This window comes from Rhizobium sp. LEGMi-198b (assembly GCF_054114205.1).
The window spans coordinates 34850-59380 of record NZ_JBSYVH010000014.1 but is presented as its reverse complement, the minus strand read 5'-3'; the positions used below and the strand labels follow the sequence as shown (position 1 = coordinate 59380).

26 protein-coding genes and 1 other RNA gene are annotated in these 24531 nt (G+C 61.2%); 17 read left to right on the top strand and 10 right to left on the bottom strand.

All coding sequences use genetic code 11. The annotated features are described in order from the left end of the window. Window positions 1-24 precede the first annotated feature (24 nt). Window positions 25-564: an SH3 domain-containing protein gene (locus tag ACXHXG_RS31440; protein ID WP_104821546.1), complete on the top strand. Its 540-nt coding sequence runs from the start codon at window positions 25-27 to the stop codon at window positions 562-564. Between the two features lie 90 nt (window positions 565-654). Further along, window positions 655-1263, top strand: a complete 609-nt coding sequence (locus ACXHXG_RS31435; protein ID WP_457901824.1) for a cadmium resistance transporter — start codon at window positions 655-657, stop codon at window positions 1261-1263. 94 nt (window positions 1264-1357) lie between these two features. On the opposite strand, the gene ACXHXG_RS31430 is transcribed toward ACXHXG_RS31435, so the two are convergent. After that, entirely contained in the window at window positions 1358-2350 is a 993-nt protein-coding gene (locus ACXHXG_RS31430; RefSeq protein WP_457901823.1) for an adenosine kinase, read from the bottom strand. A 405-nt stretch (window positions 2351-2755) separates the two neighbouring features. Here ACXHXG_RS31430 and ACXHXG_RS31425 point away from each other — a divergent pair, with 405 nt between their 5' ends. Then, window positions 2756-3700, top strand: a complete 945-nt coding sequence (locus ACXHXG_RS31425) for an AEC family transporter (RefSeq protein WP_457901833.1) — start codon at window positions 2756-2758, stop codon at window positions 3698-3700. A 206-nt stretch (window positions 3701-3906) separates the two neighbouring features. Next, window positions 3907-5070 (top strand): patatin-like phospholipase family protein, encoded by a 1164-nt coding sequence (locus tag ACXHXG_RS31420; RefSeq protein ID WP_457901822.1) that lies wholly within the window; start codon window positions 3907-3909, stop codon window positions 5068-5070. Window positions 5071-5139: 69 nt separating this feature from the next. Here ACXHXG_RS31420 and ACXHXG_RS31415 read toward each other — a convergent pair whose 3' ends face one another. Beyond that, on the bottom strand, window positions 5140-5721 hold the full coding sequence (locus ACXHXG_RS31415) for a c-type cytochrome (protein WP_104821542.1): 582 nt from the start codon (window positions 5719-5721) through the stop codon (window positions 5140-5142). A gap of 151 nt (window positions 5722-5872) precedes the next feature. Between ACXHXG_RS31415 and ACXHXG_RS31410 the strand changes: the two genes are divergently transcribed. Beyond that, window positions 5873-6628, top strand: a complete 756-nt coding sequence (locus ACXHXG_RS31410; protein WP_104821541.1) for a 3-deoxy-manno-octulosonate cytidylyltransferase — start codon at window positions 5873-5875, stop codon at window positions 6626-6628. A gap of 24 nt (window positions 6629-6652) precedes the next feature. Then, the gene (locus ACXHXG_RS31405; protein ID WP_104821540.1) at window positions 6653-7507 is read left to right on the top strand and encodes a prephenate dehydratase; all 855 of its coding nucleotides are present in this window, start codon (window positions 6653-6655) and stop codon (window positions 7505-7507) included. A 205-nt stretch (window positions 7508-7712) separates the two neighbouring features. On the opposite strand, the gene ACXHXG_RS31400 is transcribed toward ACXHXG_RS31405, so the two are convergent. From ACXHXG_RS31400 to ACXHXG_RS31375, 6 genes are all read right to left on the bottom strand, one after another. Next, on the bottom strand, window positions 7713-8111 hold the full coding sequence (locus ACXHXG_RS31400) for a VOC family protein (RefSeq protein WP_283048355.1): 399 nt from the start codon (window positions 8109-8111) through the stop codon (window positions 7713-7715). 171 nt (window positions 8112-8282) lie between these two features. Beyond that, a complete protein-coding gene (locus ACXHXG_RS31395; RefSeq protein ID WP_104821538.1) occupies window positions 8283-8651 on the bottom strand; it encodes a VOC family protein in 369 nt (122 codons plus the stop codon). A gap of 210 nt (window positions 8652-8861) precedes the next feature. Further along, entirely contained in the window at window positions 8862-9098 is a 237-nt protein-coding gene (locus tag ACXHXG_RS31390) for a hypothetical protein (RefSeq protein WP_457901821.1), read from the bottom strand. Between the two features lie 84 nt (window positions 9099-9182). Continuing rightward, window positions 9183-9869, bottom strand: coding sequence for a helix-turn-helix transcriptional regulator (locus ACXHXG_RS31385; RefSeq protein ID WP_457901820.1), 687 nt, complete (start codon window positions 9867-9869; stop codon window positions 9183-9185). 9 nt (window positions 9870-9878) lie between these two features. Continuing rightward, on the bottom strand, window positions 9879-10838 hold the full coding sequence (nudC, locus tag ACXHXG_RS31380; protein ID WP_104821535.1) for an NAD(+) diphosphatase: 960 nt from the start codon (window positions 10836-10838) through the stop codon (window positions 9879-9881). Then, window positions 10835-11245: an HIT family protein gene (locus tag ACXHXG_RS31375; protein WP_283048348.1), complete on the bottom strand. Its 411-nt coding sequence runs from the start codon at window positions 11243-11245 to the stop codon at window positions 10835-10837. The genes nudC and ACXHXG_RS31375 overlap by 4 nt, the downstream gene beginning before the upstream one ends. Window positions 11246-11336: 91 nt before the next feature. On the opposite strand from ACXHXG_RS31375, the gene ffs reads away from it, so the two are divergent. The 3 genes from ffs (at window position 11337) to ACXHXG_RS31360 (ending at window position 13802) form a co-directional block, all read left to right on the top strand. Beyond that, an RNA gene (gene ffs / locus ACXHXG_RS31370) (signal recognition particle sRNA small type) lies at window positions 11337-11433 on the top strand. A gap of 47 nt (window positions 11434-11480) precedes the next feature. Further along, the gene (locus tag ACXHXG_RS31365) at window positions 11481-13367 is read left to right on the top strand and encodes a DNA polymerase III subunit gamma/tau (RefSeq protein WP_457901819.1); all 1887 of its coding nucleotides are present in this window, start codon (window positions 11481-11483) and stop codon (window positions 13365-13367) included. Window positions 13368-13478: 111 nt separating this feature from the next. After that, complete coding sequence (locus ACXHXG_RS31360; protein WP_104821532.1) at window positions 13479-13802, top strand: YbaB/EbfC family nucleoid-associated protein; 324 nt, start codon at window positions 13479-13481, stop codon at window positions 13800-13802. Window positions 13803-13825: 23 nt separating this feature from the next. Here ACXHXG_RS31360 and ACXHXG_RS31355 read toward each other — a convergent pair whose 3' ends face one another. Continuing rightward, the gene (locus tag ACXHXG_RS31355) at window positions 13826-14302 is read right to left on the bottom strand and encodes an Lrp/AsnC family transcriptional regulator (protein WP_457901818.1); all 477 of its coding nucleotides are present in this window, start codon (window positions 14300-14302) and stop codon (window positions 13826-13828) included. A 111-nt stretch (window positions 14303-14413) separates the two neighbouring features. Between ACXHXG_RS31355 and ACXHXG_RS31350 the strand changes: the two genes are divergently transcribed. Next, window positions 14414-14950 carry an RBBP9/YdeN family alpha/beta hydrolase gene (locus ACXHXG_RS31350; protein WP_457901817.1) on the top strand — a complete coding sequence of 179 codons (537 nt, stop codon included), beginning with the start codon at window positions 14414-14416 and terminating at the stop codon, window positions 14948-14950. A gap of 100 nt (window positions 14951-15050) precedes the next feature. Here the strand turns inward: ACXHXG_RS31350 and ACXHXG_RS31345 are convergent, their stop codons facing one another. Beyond that, window positions 15051-15668, bottom strand: coding sequence for an MOSC domain-containing protein (locus tag ACXHXG_RS31345; protein WP_457901816.1), 618 nt, complete (start codon window positions 15666-15668; stop codon window positions 15051-15053). Between the two features lie 57 nt (window positions 15669-15725). Between ACXHXG_RS31345 and recR the strand changes: the two genes are divergently transcribed. The 7 genes from recR (at window position 15726) to infB (ending at window position 24431) form a co-directional block, all read left to right on the top strand. Beyond that, the gene (gene recR / locus ACXHXG_RS31340) at window positions 15726-16331 is read left to right on the top strand and encodes a recombination mediator RecR (protein ID WP_457901815.1); all 606 of its coding nucleotides are present in this window, start codon (window positions 15726-15728) and stop codon (window positions 16329-16331) included. Window positions 16332-16345: 14 nt separating this feature from the next. Beyond that, window positions 16346-17602 (top strand): lytic murein transglycosylase, encoded by a 1257-nt coding sequence (locus ACXHXG_RS31335; protein WP_457901814.1) that lies wholly within the window; start codon window positions 16346-16348, stop codon window positions 17600-17602. Between the two features lie 257 nt (window positions 17603-17859). Beyond that, window positions 17860-18129 carry a cyclase gene (locus ACXHXG_RS31330; RefSeq protein WP_457901813.1) on the top strand — a complete coding sequence of 90 codons (270 nt, stop codon included), beginning with the start codon at window positions 17860-17862 and terminating at the stop codon, window positions 18127-18129. Window positions 18130-18627: 498 nt separating this feature from the next. Then, entirely contained in the window at window positions 18628-19233 is a 606-nt protein-coding gene (gene rimP / locus ACXHXG_RS31325; RefSeq protein ID WP_457901812.1) for a ribosome maturation factor RimP, read from the top strand. Between the two features lie 61 nt (window positions 19234-19294). Then, window positions 19295-20899 carry a transcription termination factor NusA gene (gene nusA / locus ACXHXG_RS31320; protein WP_104821523.1) on the top strand — a complete coding sequence of 535 codons (1605 nt, stop codon included), beginning with the start codon at window positions 19295-19297 and terminating at the stop codon, window positions 20897-20899. After that, window positions 20896-21588 carry an RNA-binding protein gene (locus tag ACXHXG_RS31315; protein WP_104821522.1) on the top strand — a complete coding sequence of 231 codons (693 nt, stop codon included), beginning with the start codon at window positions 20896-20898 and terminating at the stop codon, window positions 21586-21588. Before nusA ends, ACXHXG_RS31315 begins: the two co-directional genes overlap by 4 nt. 101 nt (window positions 21589-21689) lie before the next feature. Next, window positions 21690-24431, top strand: coding sequence for a translation initiation factor IF-2 (gene infB / locus ACXHXG_RS31310; RefSeq protein ID WP_457901811.1), 2742 nt, complete (start codon window positions 21690-21692; stop codon window positions 24429-24431). Window positions 24432-24531 lie beyond the last annotated feature (100 nt).

Sequence of the window (24531 nt, the reverse complement as noted above, 5' to 3'; positions counted from 1 at the left end):
CATGATGAGCGAACGGAAATCCCTATGCGTGGCAAAGTCCTGAAGTCCTGCGCTGTTTTCGCGATCGGCCTGATGATGGCCGGCGCCACCGCCGATCTTGCCGCGGCCCAGGCCGCCAAGGGACCGAGCGGATTGCCGCTGCCGCGATTCGTCACGCTGAAATCGAAGCGCGTCAACCTGCGCATCGGCCCGAGCGCCGACTACGCCGTGTCATGGCTTTATCTTAAGCAGGGATTGCCGGTCGAAATCATCCAGGAATACGACAATTGGCGCCGCGTGCGTGATGCCGACGGCACCGAGGGCTGGGTCAACCAGTCGCTGCTATCCGGCCAGCGCTCGGCAATCGCCGCGCCGTGGATGAAGGGCAAGGGCAAGGCGGTCTTCGTCAATATGCGCCGCGACGCGCAGCCGTCGAGCACCGTCATCGCCAAGCTCCAGCCGGGCGTGATGATGAACATCCGCGAATGCACTGGCGACTGGTGCCTGGCGACCGCCGACGGCACCGAAGGCTGGGTGGCGCAATCCGAAATCTGGGGCGCCTACCCCGGCGAAGCCTTCAAGTAAAAGAAAGCCCCTCAAAGCTCCATGGTAGCCGCGACCGCGTGATTCTTCGACGCGGCGATGCATCTGGCATCAAGAGCGGGAACGGTGATTGTGGAATATTTGTTCGGGAATCTCGGCATAGCGATCGTCCTGTTTGCATCGACGAACGTGGACGATATTTTTGTTCTGCTCGGATTTTTTGCGGACCGCAAATTCCACCCGCGCCAAATCGTCATCGGCCAATATCTGGGCATTAGCGTTCTTTGCGGCGTAAGCGTGCTCGCCTCCCTGATCTCTCTCGTTATTCCCGCCGCCTATATCGGCCTCCTCGGCTTGGTGCCGATCATTCTTGGCCTGAAGAAGCTATGGACGTTGTGGCAGGGCTTTGAGGCAGAGAGTGATCCGGAAGATCATGACAAGGCGTCGATCGGGCATGGCAATATCGCAGCAGTCGCGGCGGTCACCATCGCGAATGGCGGCGACAATATCGGCATCTACACGCCGCTATTTGCCACGCGCACGAGCGATGAGATCACCATCATCGCCATTGTGTTTGTCGTCATGACGGCTTTGTGGCTCGGCGCCGCACATTTCCTGGTCAATCACCCGACGATCGGTGCGCCGATCCGTCGCTATGGGCATCGGGTGGTGCCCTTCGTTCTCGTGGCACTAGGAATACTCATTCTCCACGAGGCCGGAACCGTTCGGTTGCTATGGTGATAGATTTCGTTGCTGGCCCCGACACCTCAAGCAAAAGCCGCCGCAGCGATCTGCTGCGAGCGGCTTTCAATTTCAGCATGAGCCAGTGGCGAGCTTAAAGAAGCCCGAATTCCTTGCCGGCTTCCGAGAGCGACCGCATCGGCCGAGGGCCGATCTGCTCGATGACGATAGCGGCGGCGAGGTTGCCGAGCTTGCCGCAGTCTTCGAGGCTGCGACCCTGCGTGTAGCCGAAGAGGAAGCCGGCGGCGAAGAGATCGCCGGCGCCGGTCGTATCGACGCGCTCCTCGATCGGATGGGCGTCGACGACATAGCGCTCGTTGCCGCGCACGATGACGGCACCGTCCTTGCCCGTGGTGACGGCGGCGATCTTGCAGTCAGCCGCAATCAGCTTCAATGCTTTCTCGAAATCATCGGTCTCGTAGAGCGACAATGCCTCGTCGCGGTTGGCAAAGACGATATCGACGGTGCCCGAGCGCATGAGATCGAGGAATTCGTGGCGATAACGGCCGACGCAGAAACTGTCGGACAAGGTCATCGACATTTCGCGGCCATGGGCATGGGCGATGCGGGCGCATTCGCGAATCGCTTCCTTGGCGCGCGGCGGATCCCAGAGATAGCCTTCGAAATAGGTGACCTTGGCGTCGGCGACGACATCTTCCTCGACATCCTCCGGGCCAAGCTCGACGCAGGCGCCGAGATAGGTGTTCATCGAACGCTCGCCATCCTCGGTGACGAAGATCATGGAACGGGCAGTCGGCGGAAACGTGCCCTTCGGCTTGGTCTCGTAATGCACGCCCTGGGCGCGGATGTCGTGCGCGAAGATTTCTCCCAACTGATCTTCCGCGACCTTGCCGAAATAGGCTGCCCTGCCGCCGAAATTCGCAACGCCCGCCGCCGTATTGCCGGCGCTGCCGCCGGAGGCTTCGAGCGCCGGACCCATGCGCGAATACAATAGCTCGGCACGGTCGGCATCGATGAGATTCATCGCGGCCTTGGTGATCTTGTTGTCGATCAGGAACTGATCGTTGCAGCGGGAGATAATGTCGACGATAGCATTGCCAACGGTCAGTACATCGAAACGAGTCATCAAAAAGGGGGTCCCGGTATTGGTGATAGCCGGTATCCGGTATTAGCGGTTTTTCCGAAGTTTGGAAGGAAAATCGGTGTTCCCCGGGGTAACTAAATCTCAACCAGTCATTTGCCTGTCACTTTCCATCTGTAAACACTTATCAAGTGAACGGGCATGGGATGCGGACAAGGCATTCGGGCCAGTTCTGGGAAGGTATGATACCTTCCGCCTCACCGGTACGCGCGCCGACCACGGATGAACTGGCGGCCTGTGCACCGGGAGGACTCCGGCGGGGCCGGATGCGGGAAAGCGGGCGTGGCCCGCTTTTTTTGTTTCCGACCGCTTTTCGGCTTCTCACGTCGCGGCAAGCTGCTACAACTCTGGGGTCAAGTCCCAAGATCCCGCCACAGCTCGCTCGCCGGCATGTCCGAAATCTTTTCCGATGTTCTGCCGATTTTCCTGCTGATCCTCGTCGGCTGGTTGATCGTGCGTGCCGGAATATTGACGGCCAGCGTCGGCGAAGCGATGAGCGAGTTCGTCTTCAAGATTGCCGTGCCGCTGCTGCTTTTCCAGACCATTGCTGGCGCGCATTTCCACGGGGCTTCGCCGTTTCGATTGTGGATCGCCTATTTTGCCGGCGTCGCGGTCGCCTGGACAGCCGGCCATCTGGCGGCGACGCGCCTATTCGGGCGGGATGCGCGGATCGGGGTGCTCGCCGGTGTGTCGTCGGCTTTCGCCAACAATACCTTCATCGGCCTGCCGCTGGTGAGCCGTGTGGTCGGTCCCGATGGCATCGTGGCGCTATCGATCCTGATCGCTGTGCATCTCCCTGTCATGATGATCGCCGGTACGATGCTGATGGAGCAGGCTGAGCGCAAGGCGAATGGCGGCAGCGGGCGGAGCGCAGGCGAGCTACTGCATCAGGTAGGCAGAAACCTTGTCCGCAATCCGCTGGTCATCGGACTTGTCGCCGGCCTCGTCGTGCACCTCATCGGTATTCCCCTGCCGGCAACGCTCGGCAGCGTCGTCGACAGCATCGCCAACACGGCAGGCCCGGCGGCGCTGATTTCGCTTGGCATGGCGCTGCGGCAATATGGTCTTTCCGGCAATCTCGGAATCGCCAGCGTTACCTCGGCGTTCAAGCTTCTGTTGCTGCCGGCCTGCGTGCTTTCGGCCGGCTATCTTCTTGGCCTTAGCTCGCAATGGCGTGAGGCGATCGTCCTCACCGCCGCAGTTCCCACAGGTGTGAACGCCTGGCTGATTGCCAATCGCTTTGGCGTCGGTCACAGTCTCGCGGCCTCGACGATTACGCTGACAACGGCGCTCGGCGTACTTTCAGTGTCACTTTGGGCCTATATGCTCGGCTAGCGACGCGAGCGGCCCGTGTGGATTCCTGTCATCGCACGGCGCTCCAAGGTGATCTTAGAAAGGTGCAGGCAGCTTTGCGTGAGCTCACCGCCGGTTGAACACTGCGACAATATATCTCCGCCTTCGGAGAAGCAGGCAGGAAAATGGTCATATATTCGCGCACCGCCGCCTTTAACTAAGGGTGGAGCGCAGCAAAGGATGGAACCATGAATATTGCAGCTCCACTCACCACCACCAATCCCGCTTCGGCCTATGCGCAGAAGGTCTTCGTCCTGCAGGGCGGCGGTGCGCTCGGCTCCTATCAGGCGGGCGCCTTCGAAGCATTGAGGGAAGCCAATATCGAGCCGGACTGGATCGCGGGGATCTCGATCGGTGCCATCAACGCCTCGATCATGGCGGGCAACGTGCCGGGCCAGCGGCTGGAAAAACTGCGCTCCTTCTGGAACAAGGTCAGCGTGCAATTGCCGGTCGACGTGCTGATGGAGCGCCAACGCGAGACCAGTCGTTTTTACCGCACGGTCAGCAGTTGGTGGGTATCGACCTTCGGCGTGCCCGGTTTCTTTTCGCCCTGGCAGATCCCATCCTGGTTCCAGCCGCGCGGCTCGGCGGGTGCGACCAGTATCTACGACACCGGACAATTGCGTCAGACCCTGCTCGACCATGTCGATTTCGACCGCATCAATCATGGCCCAGTGCGACTGAGCCTCGGCGCCGTCAATGTCAGAACCGGCAATTTCGCTTTCTTCGACAACAAGGACATCAAGATCAAGCCCGAGCACGTCATGGCGAGCGGCGCACTGCCACCCGGCTTTCCGGCGATCAAGATCGGCAATGAATATTACTGGGACGGCGGTCTGGTCTCGAACACGCCGCTGAGTTACGTGCTGAGGAACGCCGCCGAAGTCGACACGGTCGTCTTCCAGGTCGATCTCTTCAGCGCTACCGGCCTGTTGCCGCAGGACCTCGAAGAAGTGGAGGAGCGGCGCAAGGATATCAGCTATTCCAGCCGTACCCGGCTCAACACCGACCTCTTTCTCGAACGCCACCGTCTGCGCCGTACCATATCGGAGCTTTATGCGCGCCTGCCGGAAGAGGCAAAGGCTGATCCAGAGATCCAGAAGCTGAAGCAACATTGCTGCGATCACAGCGTCACGATCATCCACCTGATCTACCGCAACAAGCAGTTCCGCGCCCATTCGAAGGACTACGAATTTTCGGCGCTGTCGATGCACGAGCATTGGCAAGCCGGCCTGCACGACGCCCGCAAGGCCCTGATCTCGGAAGATTGGCGCGTGCCGCCCGGCGCCGAGGACGGGCTCAAGGTCTACGACCTGGATCAAAAGATGCGGACGCGCAAGCACGCCGTCTGAGCGACTGACCGGCATGCAAAAGCCCGGCCGAGACGACCGGGCTTTTGGCAATCGTTCGCTTGAGGCAGCTTAGTTCGTCGCCGCGGGAGCGTTCGCGTCAGGCAGCGGCTGAGGCGTGTCGGCCAGCGTGCGCAGATAGGCGATGACATTGGCACGATCTTCTTCCTTCGGCAGGCCGGCAAAGCCCATCGCCGTCCCGGCGATGAATTTCTTCGGCGCTTCGAGGAAGTGGTAGAGATGATCGTAGGTCCACTTTTCGCTGCTGCCCTTGGAAAAATCCTTCATGGCGGAGGAATAGGCAAAACCTTCATGCGAGGCGATCGGACGATCGACCACACCCCAGAGATCCGGACCGACCTTGTTCGGCCCGCCCTTGGTGCCGTCATGACAGGCCTGACACTTCTTGAAGATCGATTCACCGGCCTTCGCGTCGGCCTTTTGCAGCAATTGCGCGATCGGCGTTTCCTGCTTGGCGGCGGCTCCCTTGCCGCCGGCGCCGGCAGACGTTTCTTCAGCGGCGATAATTGCGAAGCCCGGCTTTTCTGGCGTTTCTGAATGGAAAATAAATCCCGACGCGAGCGACACGGACTTCAGCACAAAAAGTGTGGCCAGAAGTGCCCCGACACCCATGTTCACGTAGGATGAATTCATCTGCTATGCTCCCCTCGCCTCCGGCAGCGGCTGCCGGCCCATCTTGAATTCGCGCGAAACCTATGTCTTTTGGCAGTTTCTTGCAACTCTCTAAACGGTCTCCACCGTGAGACTTTTTGACACTTTTCCGGCAGGAATAGAAGGCCCAACAATGACAGATCCCAACTTAGACAAGACGCTGGTGCTCATTCCGGCCCGGATGGCCTCCACCCGCCTGCCGGGCAAGCCGCTCGCCGATATTTGCGGCCTGCCCATGATCGTACAGGTTGCCAAACGGGCGCGCGAGGCGGCGATCGGTCGCATCGTCGTCGCCGTCGACCACGAGGACACCTTTGCCGCCGTTGCGAATGCCGGCTTCGAAGTCGTCATGACGCGCAAGGATCACCAATCCGGCTCGGACCGGATCTATGAGGCCCTGCAGGCCGTGGATCCCGAGGGTCATGCCGAGATCATCGTCAACGTCCAGGGCGATCTGCCGACCGTCGATCCCGAAACCATCCGCGCGTCGCTGCGCCCGCTGGAAGACCCGGCCGTCGATATCGCCACGCTGACCGTCGAGATCAAAGACGAGGAAGAAAAGAAGCTGCCGAGTGTCGTCAAGGTTGTCGGCTCGCCCGTTTCGGACAGCCGTCTGCGCGCACTTTACTTCACTCGCGCCACCGCTCCCTACGGCAACGGGCCGCTTTATCATCACATTGGCCTCTACACCTATCGCCGCGCCGCGCTGGAAAAATTCGTCAGCCTCGGCCCTTCGACGCTGGAAAAGCGCGAATCACTGGAGCAATTGCGAGCGCTGGAAGCCGGCATGCGCATCGATGTCGAGATCGTTGACACAATACCGCTCGGTGTCGATACTCCCGCCGACCTCGAAAAGGCCCGCCGTATCCTTTCCGGCGCCTCTCTCTGACGGAATTTCCCCAAAGGCAGTCCAATGATCACCAAGACCAACAAGATCTCTTTCCAGGGCGACTACGGCGCCAATTCCGACATGGCCTCCCGTGACATGTTCCCGACGATGGAGCCGCTGCCTTGCCAGACCTTCGAGGACGCCTTCACCGCCGTCGACAATGGCGAAGCCGATCTCGGCATGATCCCGATCGAAAACACGATCGCCGGCCGGGTCGCCGATATCCATCATCTGCTGCCGGAATCGCGGCTGCATATCGTCGGCGAATATTTCATGCCGATCCACTTCCAGCTCATGGTGCTACCGGGTGTGAAGAAGGAAGAAATCCGGACGGTGCACAGCCACATCCATGCGCTTGGCCAGTGCCGCAAGATCGTGCGCGCCAATGGCTGGAAGCCGATCATCGCCGGCGATACGGCGGGGGCGGCCAAGCTCGTGCAGGAAACCGGCGACCGCACCATGGCCGCCCTTGCACCGCGACTGGCGGCCGACCTCTATGGGCTGGAAATCGTTGCGGAAAATGTCGAGGATACCGAGAGCAACGTCACGCGCTTCGTCATCCTGTCGCGTGACGAAAACTGGGCGCAGCGCAGCTCGACCGAGGAAAAGATCGTCACCACCTTCGTCTTCAACGTGCGCAACATTCCGGCTGCGCTCTACAAGGCCTTGGGCGGCTTTGCCACCAACGGCATCAACATGACCAAGCTCGAAAGCTATCAGCTCGGCGGCCGTTTTGTAGCGACGCAGTTCTATGCCGATATCGAGGGCCATCCGTCCGATGCCCATGTGCGCCGCGCGCTGGAGGAATTGCGGTTCTTCTCCGAGAAGGTCCGTATTCTGGGCGTTTACAAGGGGCATCCGATGCGGGGCGATCTCTAAGTCTGATCCTTTAAGTTTAATGGCGTCGGAGGCCGCCTCGTCCTTCGAGGCTTCGCTCTTCGAGCTCCGCACCTCAGGATGAGGCGGGGGAGAATTTCGCTATTGACCCAAAGGGTTAGCCCTCATGGTGAGGTGCGAAGGCCGCCGGGCTGCAGCCTCGAACCGCGAGGGCGGGTGATGGTATCGTATAACTTCCAACCGCTAGCTACTCCGCAGCCTTGGTAACGACCTCAATGCGATGCCCGTCCGGATCGACGACAAAGGCGGCGAAATAATTCGGCCCGTAATGAGGTCGAAGACCAGGCGCGCCATTGTCCGTGCCGCCATGAGCCAATGCGGCCTTATGGAAGAGGACGACAGCCTCGCGGCCCGGTGCGGCAAAGGCAAGATGGAAGCCTGGGCCTGGCGCATGAGCCGCCGCGCCGCGCAGTTTGATGGCGAACTTATCGCCCCCACCCGGCGGGCCGTATCCGATCGCCTGGTTGGGATCGCCGGGGTTCAAGTCTTCCCAAACCCTGACATAGCCGAGCGGTGCGAAGGCGGCGTCGTAAAAGGTGGCGGCTCTCTCGATATCTGAGACGCCGAATGAAATATGATGCAGCAATTGTTCCTCGCATTGCTCTGAATTTATCGATCAGTCTCTTCTGCGAATGCACCTCACCATGACGTGGACCATGTTCCGTGGCGGAGCATACAGGATCAGCCCTCATGGTGAGGTGCGAAAGCCCAAAGGGCTGCAGCCTCGAACCACGAGGGCGGGTGACCTGGTCACAATTCACTTATCCGGCTCACAAACCCTGAGACGATGACCGTCGGGATCGAGCACGACGAAGGTCGGGCCGAAATCCATGGTCGTCAGTTCCTGCGCAATCGGCAGGCCGCGGGCTTTCCAGTCCTGGTAATGTTCCGCGACCGCGCCTTCGCCTTCGACCATGAAGGCGAGTTCACCGCGATTGCCGATGGCCGAGGGCTGCGGCTCGACGTTGCTGCGGCGCCAGAGGCCGAGGGTGAAACCATTGTCGAGCGGGAAGGCAGCGAAATTCGGCGCGGCAACGGCGGGCTCGCGGCCGAGCAGGTCGCGATAGAAAGGCACGCTTTCGGCCGGGTCCTTAACGTAGAAGATGATGAGATTCGGGCTTGTCATTTGGATATTCCTCTCAATTTAGGGGGATATAAGGGCATGAAAGATGCAGTCCGGCAGGCGAGGCGGAGCCTGCCGGGTGATGGATTTGTCAGCGGATTGGATGTTTATGGGGATGCGCTTTTAGAGCGTATCGCGATCTGCCAGAGTCGCTTTCTCGGGCTTTAAACTCTTGATTTTACGAATGTCTTTATCGCCGAAATCGCTTCGGCCTTAGTGCATCCGTTCTTCCTCACGGTATGGCGCGTGGCCGTCCAGAAAGCCCAGATCGCGCTTGACCAAATCAGACGCTCCCTCGAGATCGAGGTGATTTCGGCTGCCGGCAAAATAGCCCAGTGCAACCCGCAAGAAGCGGGCGGGCCATGTCGGCACAGAGAAATCTTTGCCTTTGCGCGCCTTGATGACGCCGCGATGCGTTTGTTTCGTGACGATGAAAGCGTGGCTTGCCATGATCGGTCCTCCTTCCTGCTTGGGATGGTGCCCATCATAGTCGTACCTACTGACAGTTTCTGGCAGTAGCGTTGCTCTTGAGGATCAATCGTGGAGCATGCCCTCCCGGGCATTCCATTCCCTCGCCAGCGTAACACGGCGTCGCGGGTAGCGTGCGTCTAGCACTGCGAAATCGACGATGCGGTCGGCGCGGAAATGGCGAAAATCCTGGCGCAGCTCGCACCAGGCCATGATGATGCGCGCATTATCGAAATAGCCGAGCGCGAAGGGCCAGATGCGCCGGGTCGAGATAGCGCCGTTGACGTCGCCATAGGTCAATTGCACCATGCGTTCGCCGCGGATAGCCTTGCGCATCAGGGAAAGATCAGCCTTATCCTCCGTTATGCGGCGCGTTGCGACGACCACCGCCGCCTGATCGACCGCCTCGCGCATTTCAGCGGGCAGCACCGCAGCGATCTTGGCAAGAGCATCGGCGCCCGCGGCTGCCAATCGCGAATCGGTTGCGCGTGCGACCCATCTCGATCCCAGCACCAGTGCCTCGATCTCATCCTGCGAAAACATCATCGGCGGCAGCATGAAGCCGGGCTTCAGAACATAGCCGATGCCAGGCTCGCCTTCGATCATGGCACCCTGCGTCTGCAGGCTGGCGATATCGCGATAGAGCGTGCGCAGGCTGACGCCAGTCTCCTCGGCGAGGGTCGCGCCGCTGACCGGACGTCGGTAGCGCCTGAGCGTCTGCAATAGGGTCAGCAGCCGTTCCGAGCGCGCCATGACGAGCGCCTATCGCTTCCATTCCACCCAGTCGCGCATCAGGCGATGGGCGATGGCGCCCTTGGGTGGCGAGGTGTTACCGGAGGCCGAGACGCGATCGAGCATGGCAAGCGTCTCTTCCGGTGTGAACCAGCGGCAGTCATCGAGCTCGGCGGTGTCCATATGGATCTCCCTCGACTTCGCCTCGGCATAGCAGCCGATCATCAGGGAGTGCGGCATCGGCCAGGGTTGCGAGGCATGGTAGCGCACACGGCCAATGCGGATGCCGGACTCCTCATGCGTCTCGCGACGCACGGCATTTTCGATGGTTTCGCCCGGTTCGACAAAACCGGCGAGACAGGAATACATGCCGGGTGCGAAATGATGGCTGCGGCCGAGCAGGCAGAGATTTTTCTCCTCGTCGATCGTCAGCATGATGACGACCGGATCGGTGCGCGGAAAGATCATGTGTTCGCAGGCCGTGCAGACGCGCTTGTAGCCGCCGATTCGGCTTTCCATGACCGAGCCGCATCGGCCGCAGAACCGATTGTCGTGGTTCCAGCGGATAAGGCTCATGCCCTGCGCCGCTTCGCCGAGAATTTCACCTTCGAGCAGGAGATCGCGCCAAAGCGAGCGCATGTCGGCGGGCTTGTAGTGGCTGGCGAGATCGTCGGCATTGATGCGCACCGGCACGGCCAGTCGCGGTTCGCCGGTCTTGCGGTAACCGAGCAGCACCGCCGCTTCCCAGTCGGGATCGAGTTCCTGCAGTTCGTAGCGCGCAAACAGCGGATCGAGCACCTGGCCGTCATGTTTCAGGACCAGCCTGTCCCTGGCGAAAGCGAGGATATGCGTGCCGTCCTTGGAAAGAGCTCGCTCGACCGATTCCTCGTCGCGGTGCTCGGCGTCCCGGTTAAGCTGGTTTTCCGCAAAGGCGGTGAGGCTGCTGGCTTCCGGGTGGGGGGCATCCGTAGAGAAGATGGAATGGTTCATTGTGAAAGCGTTTCCCGCAACTTGGCTATGAAGCTGTTCATATCTTCGTCCGCATAGGGTTCCGCTTTGCCGTAGCCCCAGATCGGGCCTGGCCAGTTCGTGTCCCCTTCGAACCGCGCAATGACATGAACATGAAGCTGACGGACGATATTTCCAAGGGCCCCGATGTTGATTTTTGTCGCTCCGGTCACCGCCTTCAAGGCGGCTGCGACCTTATTCGTCTCGAAGGTCAACAGCACCTGGTCGAGCGGTGTCAGCTCGAATATTTCCGACATGCCGGGCCGACGGGGCACCAGCAACAGCCATGGCCAGCGGCGATCCTTCATCAGCCGCACGTCGCAAAGGCCGGTAATGGCGACGGAAACGCTGTCATTCGCCAGACGATCGTCGAGCGCAAAATCCTGCAATGGGTTGTCCTCCAGTGTTTTATCAAATGTTTAGCAGTTTTTTTTGACCTTGGCTTGCTTTTGATGCCGATATTGCCGATATGTGCATCTGGGAGGTTGGTGGTGGACGAGCCACTCGCCAACCGGGTCAGGTCCGGAAGGAAGCAGCCCTAACGAGCCCGGCACGGGTCATCGTGCCAGCCTCCCACCCTTTCCGAAAGCAAGGCCCGGCTTTCTGCGGGCGACAAGCAGGGCGATGAGCGACACCGAGCGACAAGCAAAAGATGCCGCTTCGACCGGCACCGGTTACCGGGTTCTGGCTCGCAAATACCGGCCCAAGGACTTTACGGACCTTATGGTCGGCCAGGAGCCGATGGTTCGCACGCTGACCAATGCGTTCGAGACCGGCCGCATTGCCCAGGCCTATATGCTGACCGGCGTACGCGGCGTCGGCAAGACGACGACGGCCCGCATCCTGGCACGCGCCCTCAACTACAAGACCGCCGAGATCGACCGCCCGACCATCGACCTGCGCGAGCCCGGCCTGCATTGCCAGGCGATCATGGAAGGCCGGCATGTCGATGTCATCGAGATGGACGCCGCCTCGCATACCGGCATCGACGATATCCGCGAGATCATCGAGCAGGTGCGCTATCGCCCCGTTTCGGCGCGCTACAAGGTCTATATCATCGACGAAGTGCACATGCTGTCCACGGCCGCCTTCAACGGGCTGCTGAAGACCCTGGAAGAGCCGCCGGAGCATGTGAAGTTCATCTTCGCCACCACCGAAATCCGCAAGGTGCCGATCACGGTGCTGTCGCGCTGCCAGCGCTTCGATCTGCGCCGCATCAGCGCTTCCGACCTCGTCGGTCTGTTCACCACCATCGCCGCGAAAGAAGGCATCGAGGCGGAGCCGGAAGCGCTCGCCATGATCGCCCGTGCCGCCGAAGGCTCGGCCCGCGATGGGCTGTCGCTGCTCGATCAGGCGATCGCCCATGGCAGCGGCGTGGTTGCAGCGGATGCAGTTCGCTCGATGCTGGGGCTCGCCGACCGCGCCCGCATCGTCGATCTCTTCCACCATGTCATCAAGGGCGATGTCGCCGCCGCATTGGCGGAATTCAACAGCCAGTACGAAGCCGGCGCCAATCCTGTCGTCGTGCTGACCGATCTTGCCGATTTCACCCATCTCGTCACCCGCCTGAAATATGTGCCCGATGCCGCCGACGATCCGTCGTTGAGCGAGGTCGAGCGCACCAAGGCGGCTGATTTCGCCCAGGGCGTGGCGGTTACCACGCTCTCTCGCTTCTGGCAGATGCTGCTGAAGGGCATACCGGAGACCGAAAGCGCAGCCCGCACGGCCGGTGCCGCCGAAATGGTGCTGATCCGCCTTGCGCATGCCGCCCATCTGCCGGCGCCGGAAGACGCAGCGCGGCGGCTTGCCGAATTTTCGGATGGCAATGGCGGTGGAACGCGTCCATCGCCCGTGCCATCTGCCGGCAACGGCATGGGAACGCCTGTCTCCTATCAGGGCAATGTCATGGCGCGCGCGGTGGAAACCGCACCATCACGGCCCGCGCTGGTGCCGCCTGCACCGGTCGCCATGCTGCGGTCGGTTCCGAATACGCAGCCACAGGCAAGTCCCGTGATCGGCCGTATCGAGCCAAAACCCGCCGAAGCGCCGAAGCCACTGGTTCCCGTCAATTCGATGGCCGATATCGCCGAGCTCGCCGGCCAGAAGCGCGATCCGAAAGTAAAGGCGCTGGTGCGCAGCTTCGTTCGCCCGGTGCGGCTGGAGCCCGGTCGGCTCGATGTCAGCCTGGCGCCGGGTGCGCCGGGGACGCTGCTGAACGAGCTTGCCGTCAAGCTGAAGGAATGGACCGGCATCCATTGGATCGTCAGCCTCAGCCGCGACGAAGGCGAACCGACCCTGGTGGAGGCCGAGGCGAACGAGCAGCGGCAACGGGTCGCCGATGCCCGCCAGGACCCCGATGTGGCGGCGATCCTATCGCAATTTCCGGGCGCCAGGATCATCGACGTTCGCGTGCGCGCGCCCGACCCTGAGGAAGAAGAACAAACTGCCGCCCCGGCGACTGCCGAATCCGTCGACGGCGACATCCTGCCGGGCGATGATATCGAATTCTAAGGGTATGATACCAAATCGAAGAGCCGTAGGATAAAAGCGTAAAGCGGTTTTCGACATAGATTGTAGCCAAAAATAACAAGACAAAGAGACGGAAGAGAAGGACCAGCAACGATGCGCGACATCATGGGCATGATGGGCAAAGTGAAGGAAATGCAGGCCAAGATGGAGAAGATGCAGGCGGAAATCGCCGACATCCGGGCCGAAGGCAAAGCCGGCGGCGGCCTCATCACCGTCACTGTGAACGGCAAGAGCCAGATGCTGGGCATCAAGATCGATCCGTCGCTCTTCAAGGAAGAAGACGTTGAAATCCTCGAGGACCTGATCGTCGCTGCAAACAAGGACGCCCAGGAAAAGGCCGAGGCGCTGGCCGCTGAAAAGACCCGCGAACTGACCGCCGGTCTGCCGATCCCGCCCGGGTTCAAGCTGCCTTTCTGAGAAGCGCTTGCTTCAACGCGTGGTCAACGCGCAATCGTCTTGCGGATGAGCTCGCGACCGATCGGTTTCGCCGGCTCGTTCCGCAATACCAGCGACGTGGTCACCGCGCCGTGGCGAGCAATGGAATCGACGATGGTTTCAAGGTCTGAGGGTGTCGGCACCAGGACCTTGAGCAGGAAACAATCCTCGCCGGTCAGCCGCAGGACCTCGATGATCTGCGGCATCTCCGAAAATTGCTTCAGGCAGGGGCGTATGTGCTCATGGGTCGTACGCAGCCGGACAACCGCCATCATGCCGAGGCCGACGGCAGCGGGATCGATGACGGCACGATAGCCGGCAATGACGCCACGCTCCTCAAGCCTTTTCAGGCGTTCCGACGCGGCGGGCTGTGAAAGCCCTACCCGGCGGCCAAGTTCCGATACGGAAATTCGCCCATCCTCCTGCAGGATCTCGATCATCGACAAATCGGTCGGATCCAGGTCTTTCTCGAAACTTTCCATTCTCGCACCTTGAATTCATCGGCCAGAGCAGGATTTGCCCGATAGACTCTAATGTCAATTGCCGATGCGGCGTGCGACCCTCCCTCCGTCAACACAGTACGAGAGGAAGATATGAGTGATATCATCATCCTGCCCGGCCTTGGCGGTTCGGGGGAAGGCCACTGGCAGACCCTGTGGGAACGGCGGGATCCGGAGATGCGCCACTTTCAGCCGGCGAGCTGGGACAGGCCGGAATTGGCCGATTGGCTCGCCGCGCTCGACCGGGAGATCAGTCGTTCCAAGACGCTACCAATCCTCGTCGCCCATAGCCTCGCCTGCCAGTTGGTCGCGCACTGGGCGGCGTCCTCACCTGCGAGAATTCTCGGCGCCTTCCTCGTCTCCGCGCCCGATCCCACGGGCGACGTCTATCTGACGGAAGCCCCGAGCTTCGCCAATCCGCCGCGCCAGCGACTGCCGTTTCCGTCGCTCCTCGTCGCAAGCACCGACGATCCCTTCGCTTCGTTCGACTATGCGAGAGAAAGCGCCGCCGCCTGGGGCAGCGCGTTGATCGATGCCGGTGCGCTCGGCCATATCAACGCAAATTCCGGAATTGGCGATTGGCCGGAAGGTCGGGCACTGTTCGAGCGTTTTCGCACCGGGCTCGTCTAAAGAGCATCGCGATCTCTAGGATTCGCTCCTCGCGCTTTAGGTCTTTGATTTTGCGCATGTCGTTATCGCAAAACCGCTACGCACTTTTGCGCCACATGCTTTAGGAATCATCGTCGAGAAGCGCTCTGAGCTTGTAGTGAATGGGCGCGGAGAGATAACGCGCCCGGTCCTCCGGCGACAATCGTCTACCGAAGGTAGCCATCATTTCCGGCATGGTGACCTTGGCGCCGGCATAGGGGACATAGGTCACCGGCGTCCCGGCGGTGGCCGTGCCGTTTTTGATGACGCGGCAATAGATGCCGGGACGGCCCGCTTGCATATAGCGCTTGGCGAATTTCGGATCACCCATCTTCGCCGCGAACGTCGCGCAGGGAATGCGGGCCGAGGTAACCTCCAGAACTAGATCGCCGGCTATGAATCTGTCGCCGACCGCGACCTCGCGGTTATCGAGCCCTTCGATGACGATATTTTCGCCGAACGCACCGGGTTCCAGCCTGCGACCCAACTCGCTCGACCACCAATCCAGCGTCAGCGAACCTTCGATATACACGGCCTGATCGCGTCCGCCGTGATGTTCGCCATTGCAGACGGCATCACCGATGATACCCTCGGCGTCGACCATGACCGTGCCGCCGACCGCATGCTTATTGATTCCGGTCTTGTAGCTCTTGCCGGGCAATGTTTCGGCGGCGCCGATGCAGACGGCCAGAATTTTCATAGGGCGTTCATCCCTTCCGCGATTCCGTTCCTTCAGCATATGAGCTAAAAGCCTCCCATGGCAAAGCGAGTCACCGGCCCCGAAATTGAAAAACTCATCCAGCTTCTGGCAAAAGTGCCGGGCCTCGGCCCACGCTCGGCACGGCGCGCCGCATTGCACCTGATCAAGAAGAAGGACCAGTTGCTCGGCCCGCTCTCCCATGCCATGGGCGATGCCTATGACAAGGTGAAGATTTGCTCGCGCTGCGGCAATATCGATACTGTCGACCCCTGCACCGTCTGCACCGACGACCGGCGCGATCAGTCCGTTATCATCGTCGTCGAAGATGTCGCCGACCTCTGGGCACTGGAGCGCGCCGGCGCGATGAATGCCGCCTATCACGTTCTTGGCGGCGTGCTGTCGCCGCTCGATGGCGTCGGACCCGACGATCTCAACATTCGCGGGCTGATAGAGCGCGTCAACGAGGGCGGTGTCCGGGAGATCATCATCGCCGTCAACGCCACAGTCGAGGGGCAAACCACAGCACACTATATAACTGACCAGCTCGCCGGCCTGGAGGTGAAAATCACCCGCCTCGCCCATGGCGTACCGGTCGGCGGCGAGCTCGATTATCTGGACGAAGGCACGCTGACGGCGGCGCTGCGGGCGCGGACGACGATTTGAAGGAGAGACAGAGTATGAGGAGAGTGCACACGGCGCGGTATATTTTGCGCATGCTTATCATCCTCTTTGGCCTCCTCCCCCTCCCCGCCCTCGCCGCTTCCCGGGCCGATGTCGAAGCGCAATTCGAGAGCTGGGTGCAAAAGGACCTCTGGCCGGAAGCGAAGAAGGACGGCATTTCTGAAAAGACCTTCAAGGCGGCTTTTTCCGGCGTGACACTGAATTGGAATCTGCCGGATCTTGCCCCACCAGGCTTTCCAAAGCCCAAGGAACAGCCGCAGACGCAGGCGGAATTCTCCTCGCCCGCTCCCTATTTCAACGAGGCACGGCTACAGAAACTGGCGGCGACCGGACGCAGCTTCGCTTCGCAATATGGTCCGACGCTGAAGAGGATCGAAAAGGTCTATGGCGTGCCCGGTCCGATCGTGCTGGCGATCTGGGGCCGCGAGACCGGCTTCGGAGCGGCGAAACTGCCGAATTCGGCGATCCAGGTGCTGGCGACCAAGGCCTTTATGTCGACGCGCAAGGAAATGTTCCGTACCGAGCTTATCGCAGCACTCGGCATTCTCGAGCATGGCGATGTCACGCCGGATCAGTTCATGGGCTCCTGGGCCGGCGCGCTCGGCCAACCGCAGTTCATGCCGACCAGCTACCTGAAATACGCTGTTGATTTCGACGGCGACGGCCATCGCAACATCTGGACGTCCGTGCCGGATACGCTCGCATCCATAGCCAACTATCTTGTGCAGAAGGGCTGGCAGCGCGGCCGCGGCTGGGGCTATGAAGTGACGATCCCGGAAAACGTGTCCTGCGCGCAGGAAGGGCCGGATCTTGCCAAGCCGATTTCACAATGGAACGCGCTCGGGATCACCAGGATCGCCGGCAAGGCTTTTCCGTCCGATGAGCTGCGCGCCAGCGGCATGATGCTGGTGCCGGCCGGCCGCGACGGACCGGAATTCATCGTCACGCCGAATTTCTACGTCATCAAGGAATACAATAATTCCGACCTCTACGGCCTCTATATCGGCAATCTCGCCGACCGCATCGCCTATGGCTCCGGCGCTTTCCAGGGCCAATGGGGTGATGTCGGCAAGATGCTGCGCTCCGACGTCGCCGGCATGCAGATGACCCTGGAGCACAAGGGTTACGACGTCGGCGGCACCGACGGACTGCCGGGCTACAAGACCCGGCGGTCGATCGGCCAATGGCAGGAAAAAAGCGGCCGCAAGCCCACCTGCTATCCCGACAGCTCGATGCTCGGCGTGCTGAAATAAGCGGAATTTGGCGGCAGGTGCGACCTGCGGCAGCTTTTGAGTGCTTTCCGCAAGTGGTGTGGCTTTTCCGCTCTCGTCCCTCGCCGACAGGATTGTAAGAACTTACCTGACCCAGACGCAAGGTCCGCTTTGTCCGCGCTCTCAAGAAATCGCCAGAAGCGCGAGCGGCCAGATATTCCTCAAGCGCGAGAGTCTCTTCGGTGATATGCTGACACGCCAGACGTCCCAGCGTGAAAATACAAAAGCGGGAGGATGAGATGACGACGCTGTTTGTAAGGCACGACGTTTCGGACTACGCGGCCTGGCGTAAAGTATACGATGAATTTCGGCCCGTACAGAAGGCAAACGGGGTTACAGCAGAGGCGGTCTTTCAAGCCTCCGACAATCCCAACGACGTTACCGTCATCCATGAGTTTGCCACGATTGAAGCCGCTCAAGCCTTCGGTAAGCTGGAAGAACTAAGGGCCGCGATGCGCCGGGGAGGCGTGTTGGGCGCACCGACGGTTTGGTTCACCAACAAGGCCTGAAAACCGGTTGAGGTGACTTTCGCAGGGCATGGAGAGGCTTGGCTGCGGATCGTTTGAGGCGCCAGCGATGCGGTCGGCCGTGCAGCACTGCACCGTTGCGGGCGAAATGACGACTAAAGTCAACCTTACCGGCGCGATCGCCAGCTTGGAAATCAAGTGCTGCCGCCCTTTCCGCAGCGCGCTAGTGCTATGCGCGTTTACGGTCCACGACGGTTGTGCATCTCGCCTTACTACTGACGGCGCGCACTTGCGGATCATTGCGCCAAAGAATCAAGCCATGGCGTTATGCGCTGAGTTCGGAAGGCTTCGCGGTATTTACCGCAGAATTCCGCAAATAACCGCCAAAGCCGGGTTTCGGCGCGAAGACCTTGCAATTTGACGGGAACGGGCTTATATCGGCATCAAATTCTTGATCGTGTGATGAAGAGTGGGCCGCAAGGACCCGCTCTTTTTTATTAGCTCGATCTCCCAATGCATGGACAATGCAGGAGTGAACGCTTGTCGGAAGAGACAAACGCAGACAACGCCAATGAACCGCGGCTGATCGTCGAAACCGGCCTCGACCAGCGCATCGCCGCCATCATCGAGCCCGTGCTCGTCGGCATGGGCTTCCGCCTGGTGCGCGCGCGCCTCCTCAATCAGAACGGCCTGACATTGCAGATCATGACCGAGCGCAACGACGGCACCATGACCGTCGAGGATTGCGAAGAGGTCTCGACGGCGATTTCGCCGGTGCTGGATGTGGAAGATCCGATCGATAAAGCGTATCATCTGGAAGTGTCTTCGCCCGGCATCGACCGCCCGATGGTGCGCAAGTCGGATTTCAGCCGCTGGATCGGCCATCTCATCAAGTGCGAGACCTCGATCCTGGTGGATAACCGCAAGCGGTTCCGTGGCAAGATCGCCGATGTCAGCGCCGATGGTTTTACGATCGAGCGCGACCAGGTTGCTTACGGCGAAGAGCCGAAGGTGACCATTCCGTTCGGCACGCTGGCCGACGCCAAGCTGATCCTGACGGACGATCTCATCCGCGATGCGCTGCGCGCCGACAAGCTGGCGAAAGCCGAGGCTGCGAACCAGAACGAAGCGGACGAAGAAGAATAACCGATCAACGAACCGCTCACGGGACGGGAACCCCAGGGCAGGAAGACGGAGACTAAAGACAATGGCAGTCAGTGCGAACCGGCTAGAACTTCTGCAGATCGCAGATGCAGTGGCGCGCGAAAAGGTCATCGACCGCGAGATCGTGCTTGCCGCAATGGCGGACGCGATTCAGAAGGCCGCGCGTTCGCGTTATGGCACGGAGTCGAACATCCGCGCCGACATCAACCCGAAGACCGGCGAAATCCGCCTGCAGCGCCTGCTCGAAGTCGTCGAAAAGGCCGAGGACTATTCCACGCAGATCCCGCTGGAACTGGCCCGCGACCGCAACCCCGACGCCGCCCTCGGCGACTTCATCGCCGATCCGCTGCCGCCGATGGATTTCGGCCGCATTGCCGCGCAGTCGGCCAAGCAGGTCATCGTGCAGAAGGTGCGCGAAGCCGAGCGTGACCGCCAGTTCGACGAATTCAAGGATCGCGTCGGCGAAATCGTCAACGGCACCGTCAAGCGCGTCGAATACGGCAACGTCATCGTCGACCTCGGCCGCGGCGAAGGCATCATCCGCCGCGACGAAATGATCCCGCGCGAAAACTTCCGCTATGGCGACCGCGTTCGCGCCTATGTCTACGACGTCCGCCGCGAACAGCGCGGCCCGCAGATCTTCCTGTCGCGCACGCATCCGCAGTTCATGGTCAAGCTCTTCACCATGGAAGTGCCGGAAATCTACGACGGCATCATCCAGGTGAAGTCGGTTGCCCGCGATCCGGGCTCGCGCGCCAAGATCGCCGTCATTTCGAACGACTCGTCGATCGATCCGGTCGGCGCCTGCGTTGGTATGCGTGGTTCGCGCGTCCAGGCCGTGGTTGGCGAACTGCAGGGCGAAAAGATCGACATCATTCCCTGGTCCAATGAGCCGGCGAACTTCGTCGTCAACGCGCTGCAGCCGGCTGAGGTCGCAAAGGTCGTTCTCGATGAGGACGCCGAGCGCATCGAAGTCGTGGTTCCGGACGAGCAGCTTTCGCTCGCCATCGGCCGCCGCGGCCAGAACGTCCGCCTCGCTTCGCAGCTCACCGGCTGGGACATCGACATCATGACGGAAGCCGAGGAATCGGAACGCCGTCAGAAGGAATTCAACGAGCGCACCAACCTGTTCATGGATGCACTCGACGTTGACGAAATGGTCGGCCAGGTTCTGGCTTCGGAAGGCTTTGCCGCCGTCGAGGAACTGGCTTATGTCGATCTCGACGAAATTTCGTCCATCGACGGTTTCGACGAAGAGACCGCCCAGGAAATCCAGGATCGCGCCCGCGAATATCTGGAGCGCCTGGAAGCCGAAATGGACGAGAAGCGCAAGGCGCTCGGCGTTTCCGACGAGCTGCGCCAGATCAACGGCATGACCGCACAGATGATGGTCGCCCTCGGTGAGGACGGCATCAAGACGATCGAGGACTTCGCCGGCTGCGCCGCTGACGATCTCGTCGGCTGGACCGAGCGCAAGAACGGCGAAACGAAGAAGTTCGAAGGCCTGTTCTCCAAGCTCGAAGTGTCGCGCGTCGAAGCCGAGCAGATGGTCGTGCAGGCCCGCCTGCTGGCCGGTTGGATCACGGAAGCCGATCTCGCTGCCGAGGCCGAAGAGGCATCGGAGGACGAGGCCGAGCAGGAAGCATGATAAACGCAGATGGGCCGAAGGCTCCGCCCGAAGACGACGATCTCTCGGGCGACGGCACAAATGGCCGTATGTGCATCGTAACACGCGAAAGCGGATCGCCGGACGAGCTGATCCGCTTCGTGGCCGCTCCGGATGGGACCGTGGTTCCCGATCTGAAGCGGCAACTGCCGGGACGCGGATGCTGGGTCAAACTCGACCGGGCGCTGGTGGACAAGGCAGTGGCGAAGAAAATGTTCTCCCGCGCCCTGAAGGCGGAGGTGACGGCACCGAGCGATCTCGGCGCCACCGTCGACCGCCTTCTTGCGGCGCAACTTGCCGGGATGATGCACATGGCGCGCAAGGCGGGCCAGTTCGTCAGCGGCTCGTCGAAGGTTGATGGCGCCGTTCGCAACGGCTCGGCACGTGCCGTGTTCCATGCGATGGATGCCGCTGCCGACGGCGTTCGCAAGATCGACCAGGCACGCAAGGCCTGGCATCTTGGCATGGAGACTGAAGAAGAAATACCGTCATTCCGTGTCTTCACGGAGGCGGAAATGGAAGAACTGATGGGCCAGAACGCTTTTATCCATGCCGCAGCGCTTGCAGGGCAGGCAGGTGAGGGTGTAGTGAAGCGCGCAAACCTGCTCGAACGGTACCGCAACGGCGGTCAGTCCCGGGCAACGGGCGGCGCTGGCCGGCGAAAACAATGACGCGGTCACCGGCCGATGCCGGACGCCTCATTAAGGTACATGCATTGAACGACAGGGTGTGACGGACGATTCCGTACCCTGTCCGAAGGAACGGGAACGGAATGACCGACAATAAAGACGACAAGACGCTGAGTGTTTCGGGTAAGAAGACCCTCACCCTGAAGCCTTCAGGCGTGAACCAGGGGACCGTGCGCCAGGACATGGGCCGCGGTCGCACCAAGGCGGTCGTGGTCGAGACTCGCAAGCGTCGCCCGCTACGCCCTGAAGATGAAAAGCCAATGATCACCCCGACGACGACAACGGCCGCCGCAACGGCATCCGTGACGCGCGTCGCGGAACCGACACCGCAGCCGCCACGCCCGCCGCAGCCGGCTCCGCGCATTCATCAGCCGGGTGGCCAGCAGCAGCGGCCGCAGCAATCCAACCAGAACAACCAGCAGCGCCCGCAGCAGGATCGTTCGTCGCGTCCGGTGGTTCTGAACCATCTGTCGGCCGGCGAAATGGATGCGCGGCGCCGCGCACTGGCCGAAGCCCAGGCTCGCGATGCCGCCGATGCGGTCCGCCGTGCTGAGGAAGAGGCTCGCCGCCAGCAGGAAGAAGAAGCACGTCGCATCGCCGAACAGGCCGAAGCTGCCCGCCGCGCCGCCGAAGAGGCTGCCCGCGCCGCCGAAGCCAAGGTCGAGGCGCCCGCGCCGGTCGAAGCTAAGGTGGAAGCACCGAAGCCGGCGGCACAGCCGGCCGCGGCCCCTGTCGTTGCCCGTCGCCCGGATGCGGCTCCCCAGGCTGCACGCCCCGGCGCTGCTGCCGTGGAAACACCGGTCAACCGCCGCCGGGTCAATGAAGAGGAAGACGATCGCGGCCCGTCGCGTGGCGGCCCGGTACGCGGGAAGCTCGTGCGCCCTGAACCGGCAAAGCCTGTCACCACGCGTCCGAAGACCGACGATGACCGCCGCCGCGGCAAGCTGACGGTGACGACGGCCGATGTCGACGAAGACGGCAACGCCCGCGGTCGCTCGCTTTCGGCCATGCGCCGCCGCCAGGAAAAGTTCCGCCGCAGCCAGATGCAGGAAACGCGCGAGAAGATCTCGCGTGAAGTCGTGCTGCCGGAGACCATCACCATTCAGGAACTGTCGCAGCGCATGTCCGAACGCGCCGTCGACGTCATCAAGTTCCTGATGAAGGAAGGCCAGATGATGAAGCCGGGCGACGTTATCGACGCCGACCTGGCCGAGCTCATCGCCGGCGAATTCGGCCATACGGTCAAGCGCGTCTCGGAATCCGATATCGAACAGGGCATCTTCAATGTTGCCGACGAGGATGGCGAACTGATTTCCCGTCCTCCCGTCGTCACCATCATGGGCCACGTCGACCACGGCAAGACCTCGCTGCTCGACGCCATCCGCCACGCCAACGTGGTGGCCGGCGAAGCCGGTGGCATCACCCAGCATATCGGCGCCTATCAGGTCGAGCAGAACGGTCAGAAGATCACCTTCATCGACACCCCCGGCCACGCCGCCTTCACGGCAATGCGTGCCCGCGGTGCCCAGGCGACCGACATCGCCATCCTGGTGGTGGCAGCCGACGACAGCGTGATGCCGCAGACGATCGAATCGATCAACCACGCCAAAGCGGCGGGTGTTCCGATCATCGTGGCGATCAACAAGATCGACAAGCACGAAGCCAATCCGCAGAAGGTCCGCACGGAACTGCTGCAGCACGAAGTCTTCGTCGAATCCATGGGCGGTGAAGTGCTCGACGTGGAAGTTTCCGCGAAGAACCGCACCAACCTCGACAAGCTGCTGGAAGCCATCCTGCTGCAGGCAGAAATCCTTGATCTCAAGGCCAATCCGAACCGCACGGCGGAAGGCACCGTCATCGAAGCCCAGCTCGATCGCGGCCGCGGCTCCGTCGCCACCGTCCTCGTGCAGAAGGGCACGCTGCGTCCGGGCCAGATCGTCGTTGCCGGCGATCAGTGGGGCCGCGTACGCGCTCTGGTCAACGACAAGGGCGAGCATGTGAAGGAAGCAACGCCGGCAACCCCGGTCGAGGTTCTCGGTCTGTCGGGCACACCGGCGGCAGGCGACAAGTTCGCGGTCGTCGAAAGCGAAAGCCGCGCTCGCGAGATTTCCGAATACCGCCAGCGTCTGGCGCGCGACAAGGCGGCTGCCCGCCAGTCCGGTCAGCGCGGCTCGCTCGAACAGATGATGACCCAGCTCCAGGCTGTCGGCGTGAAGGAATTCCCGCTGGTCATCAAAGGCGACGTGCAGGGCTCGATCGAAGCCATTGCCGGCGCGCTTGACAAGCTTGGCACCGACGAAGTTCGTGCCCGGATCGTCCATTCGGGCGCAGGCGGGATCACAGAGTCGGATGTGTCGTTGGCCGAAGCCTCCAATGCGGCGATCATCGGCTTTAACGTCCGCGCCAATGCGCAGGCACGTCAGTTCGCCGAGCGTCAGGGTATCGAAATCCGCTACTACAACATCATCTACGATCTCGTCGATGACGTGAAGGCGGCGATGTCGGGCCTCCTGTCTCCGGAACGTCGCGAAACCTTCCTCGGCAATGCCGAGATCCTCGAGGTGTTCAACATCACGAAGGTCGGCAAGGTCGCGGGTTGCCGCGTCACCGAAGGCAAGGTCGAACGTGGCGTCGGTGTCCGTCTGGTGCGCGACAACGTCGTCATCCACGAAGGCAAGCTCAAGACGCTCAAGCGCTTCAAGGACGAAGTCACCGAAGTCAATGTCGGCCAGGAATGCGGTATGGCGTTCGAAAACTACGAAGACATTCGCGTCGGCGATACGATCGAATGCTTCCGCGTCGAGCATATTACCCGTACGCTCTAAGCAATCTTCGATTTGCCAGATATCAAAACCGCCGGCCGAAACCGGCGGTTTTTCTTTGAGGGCTAAGTCTTTTGTTTTAAACAACCTCGCAAGTAAAGCC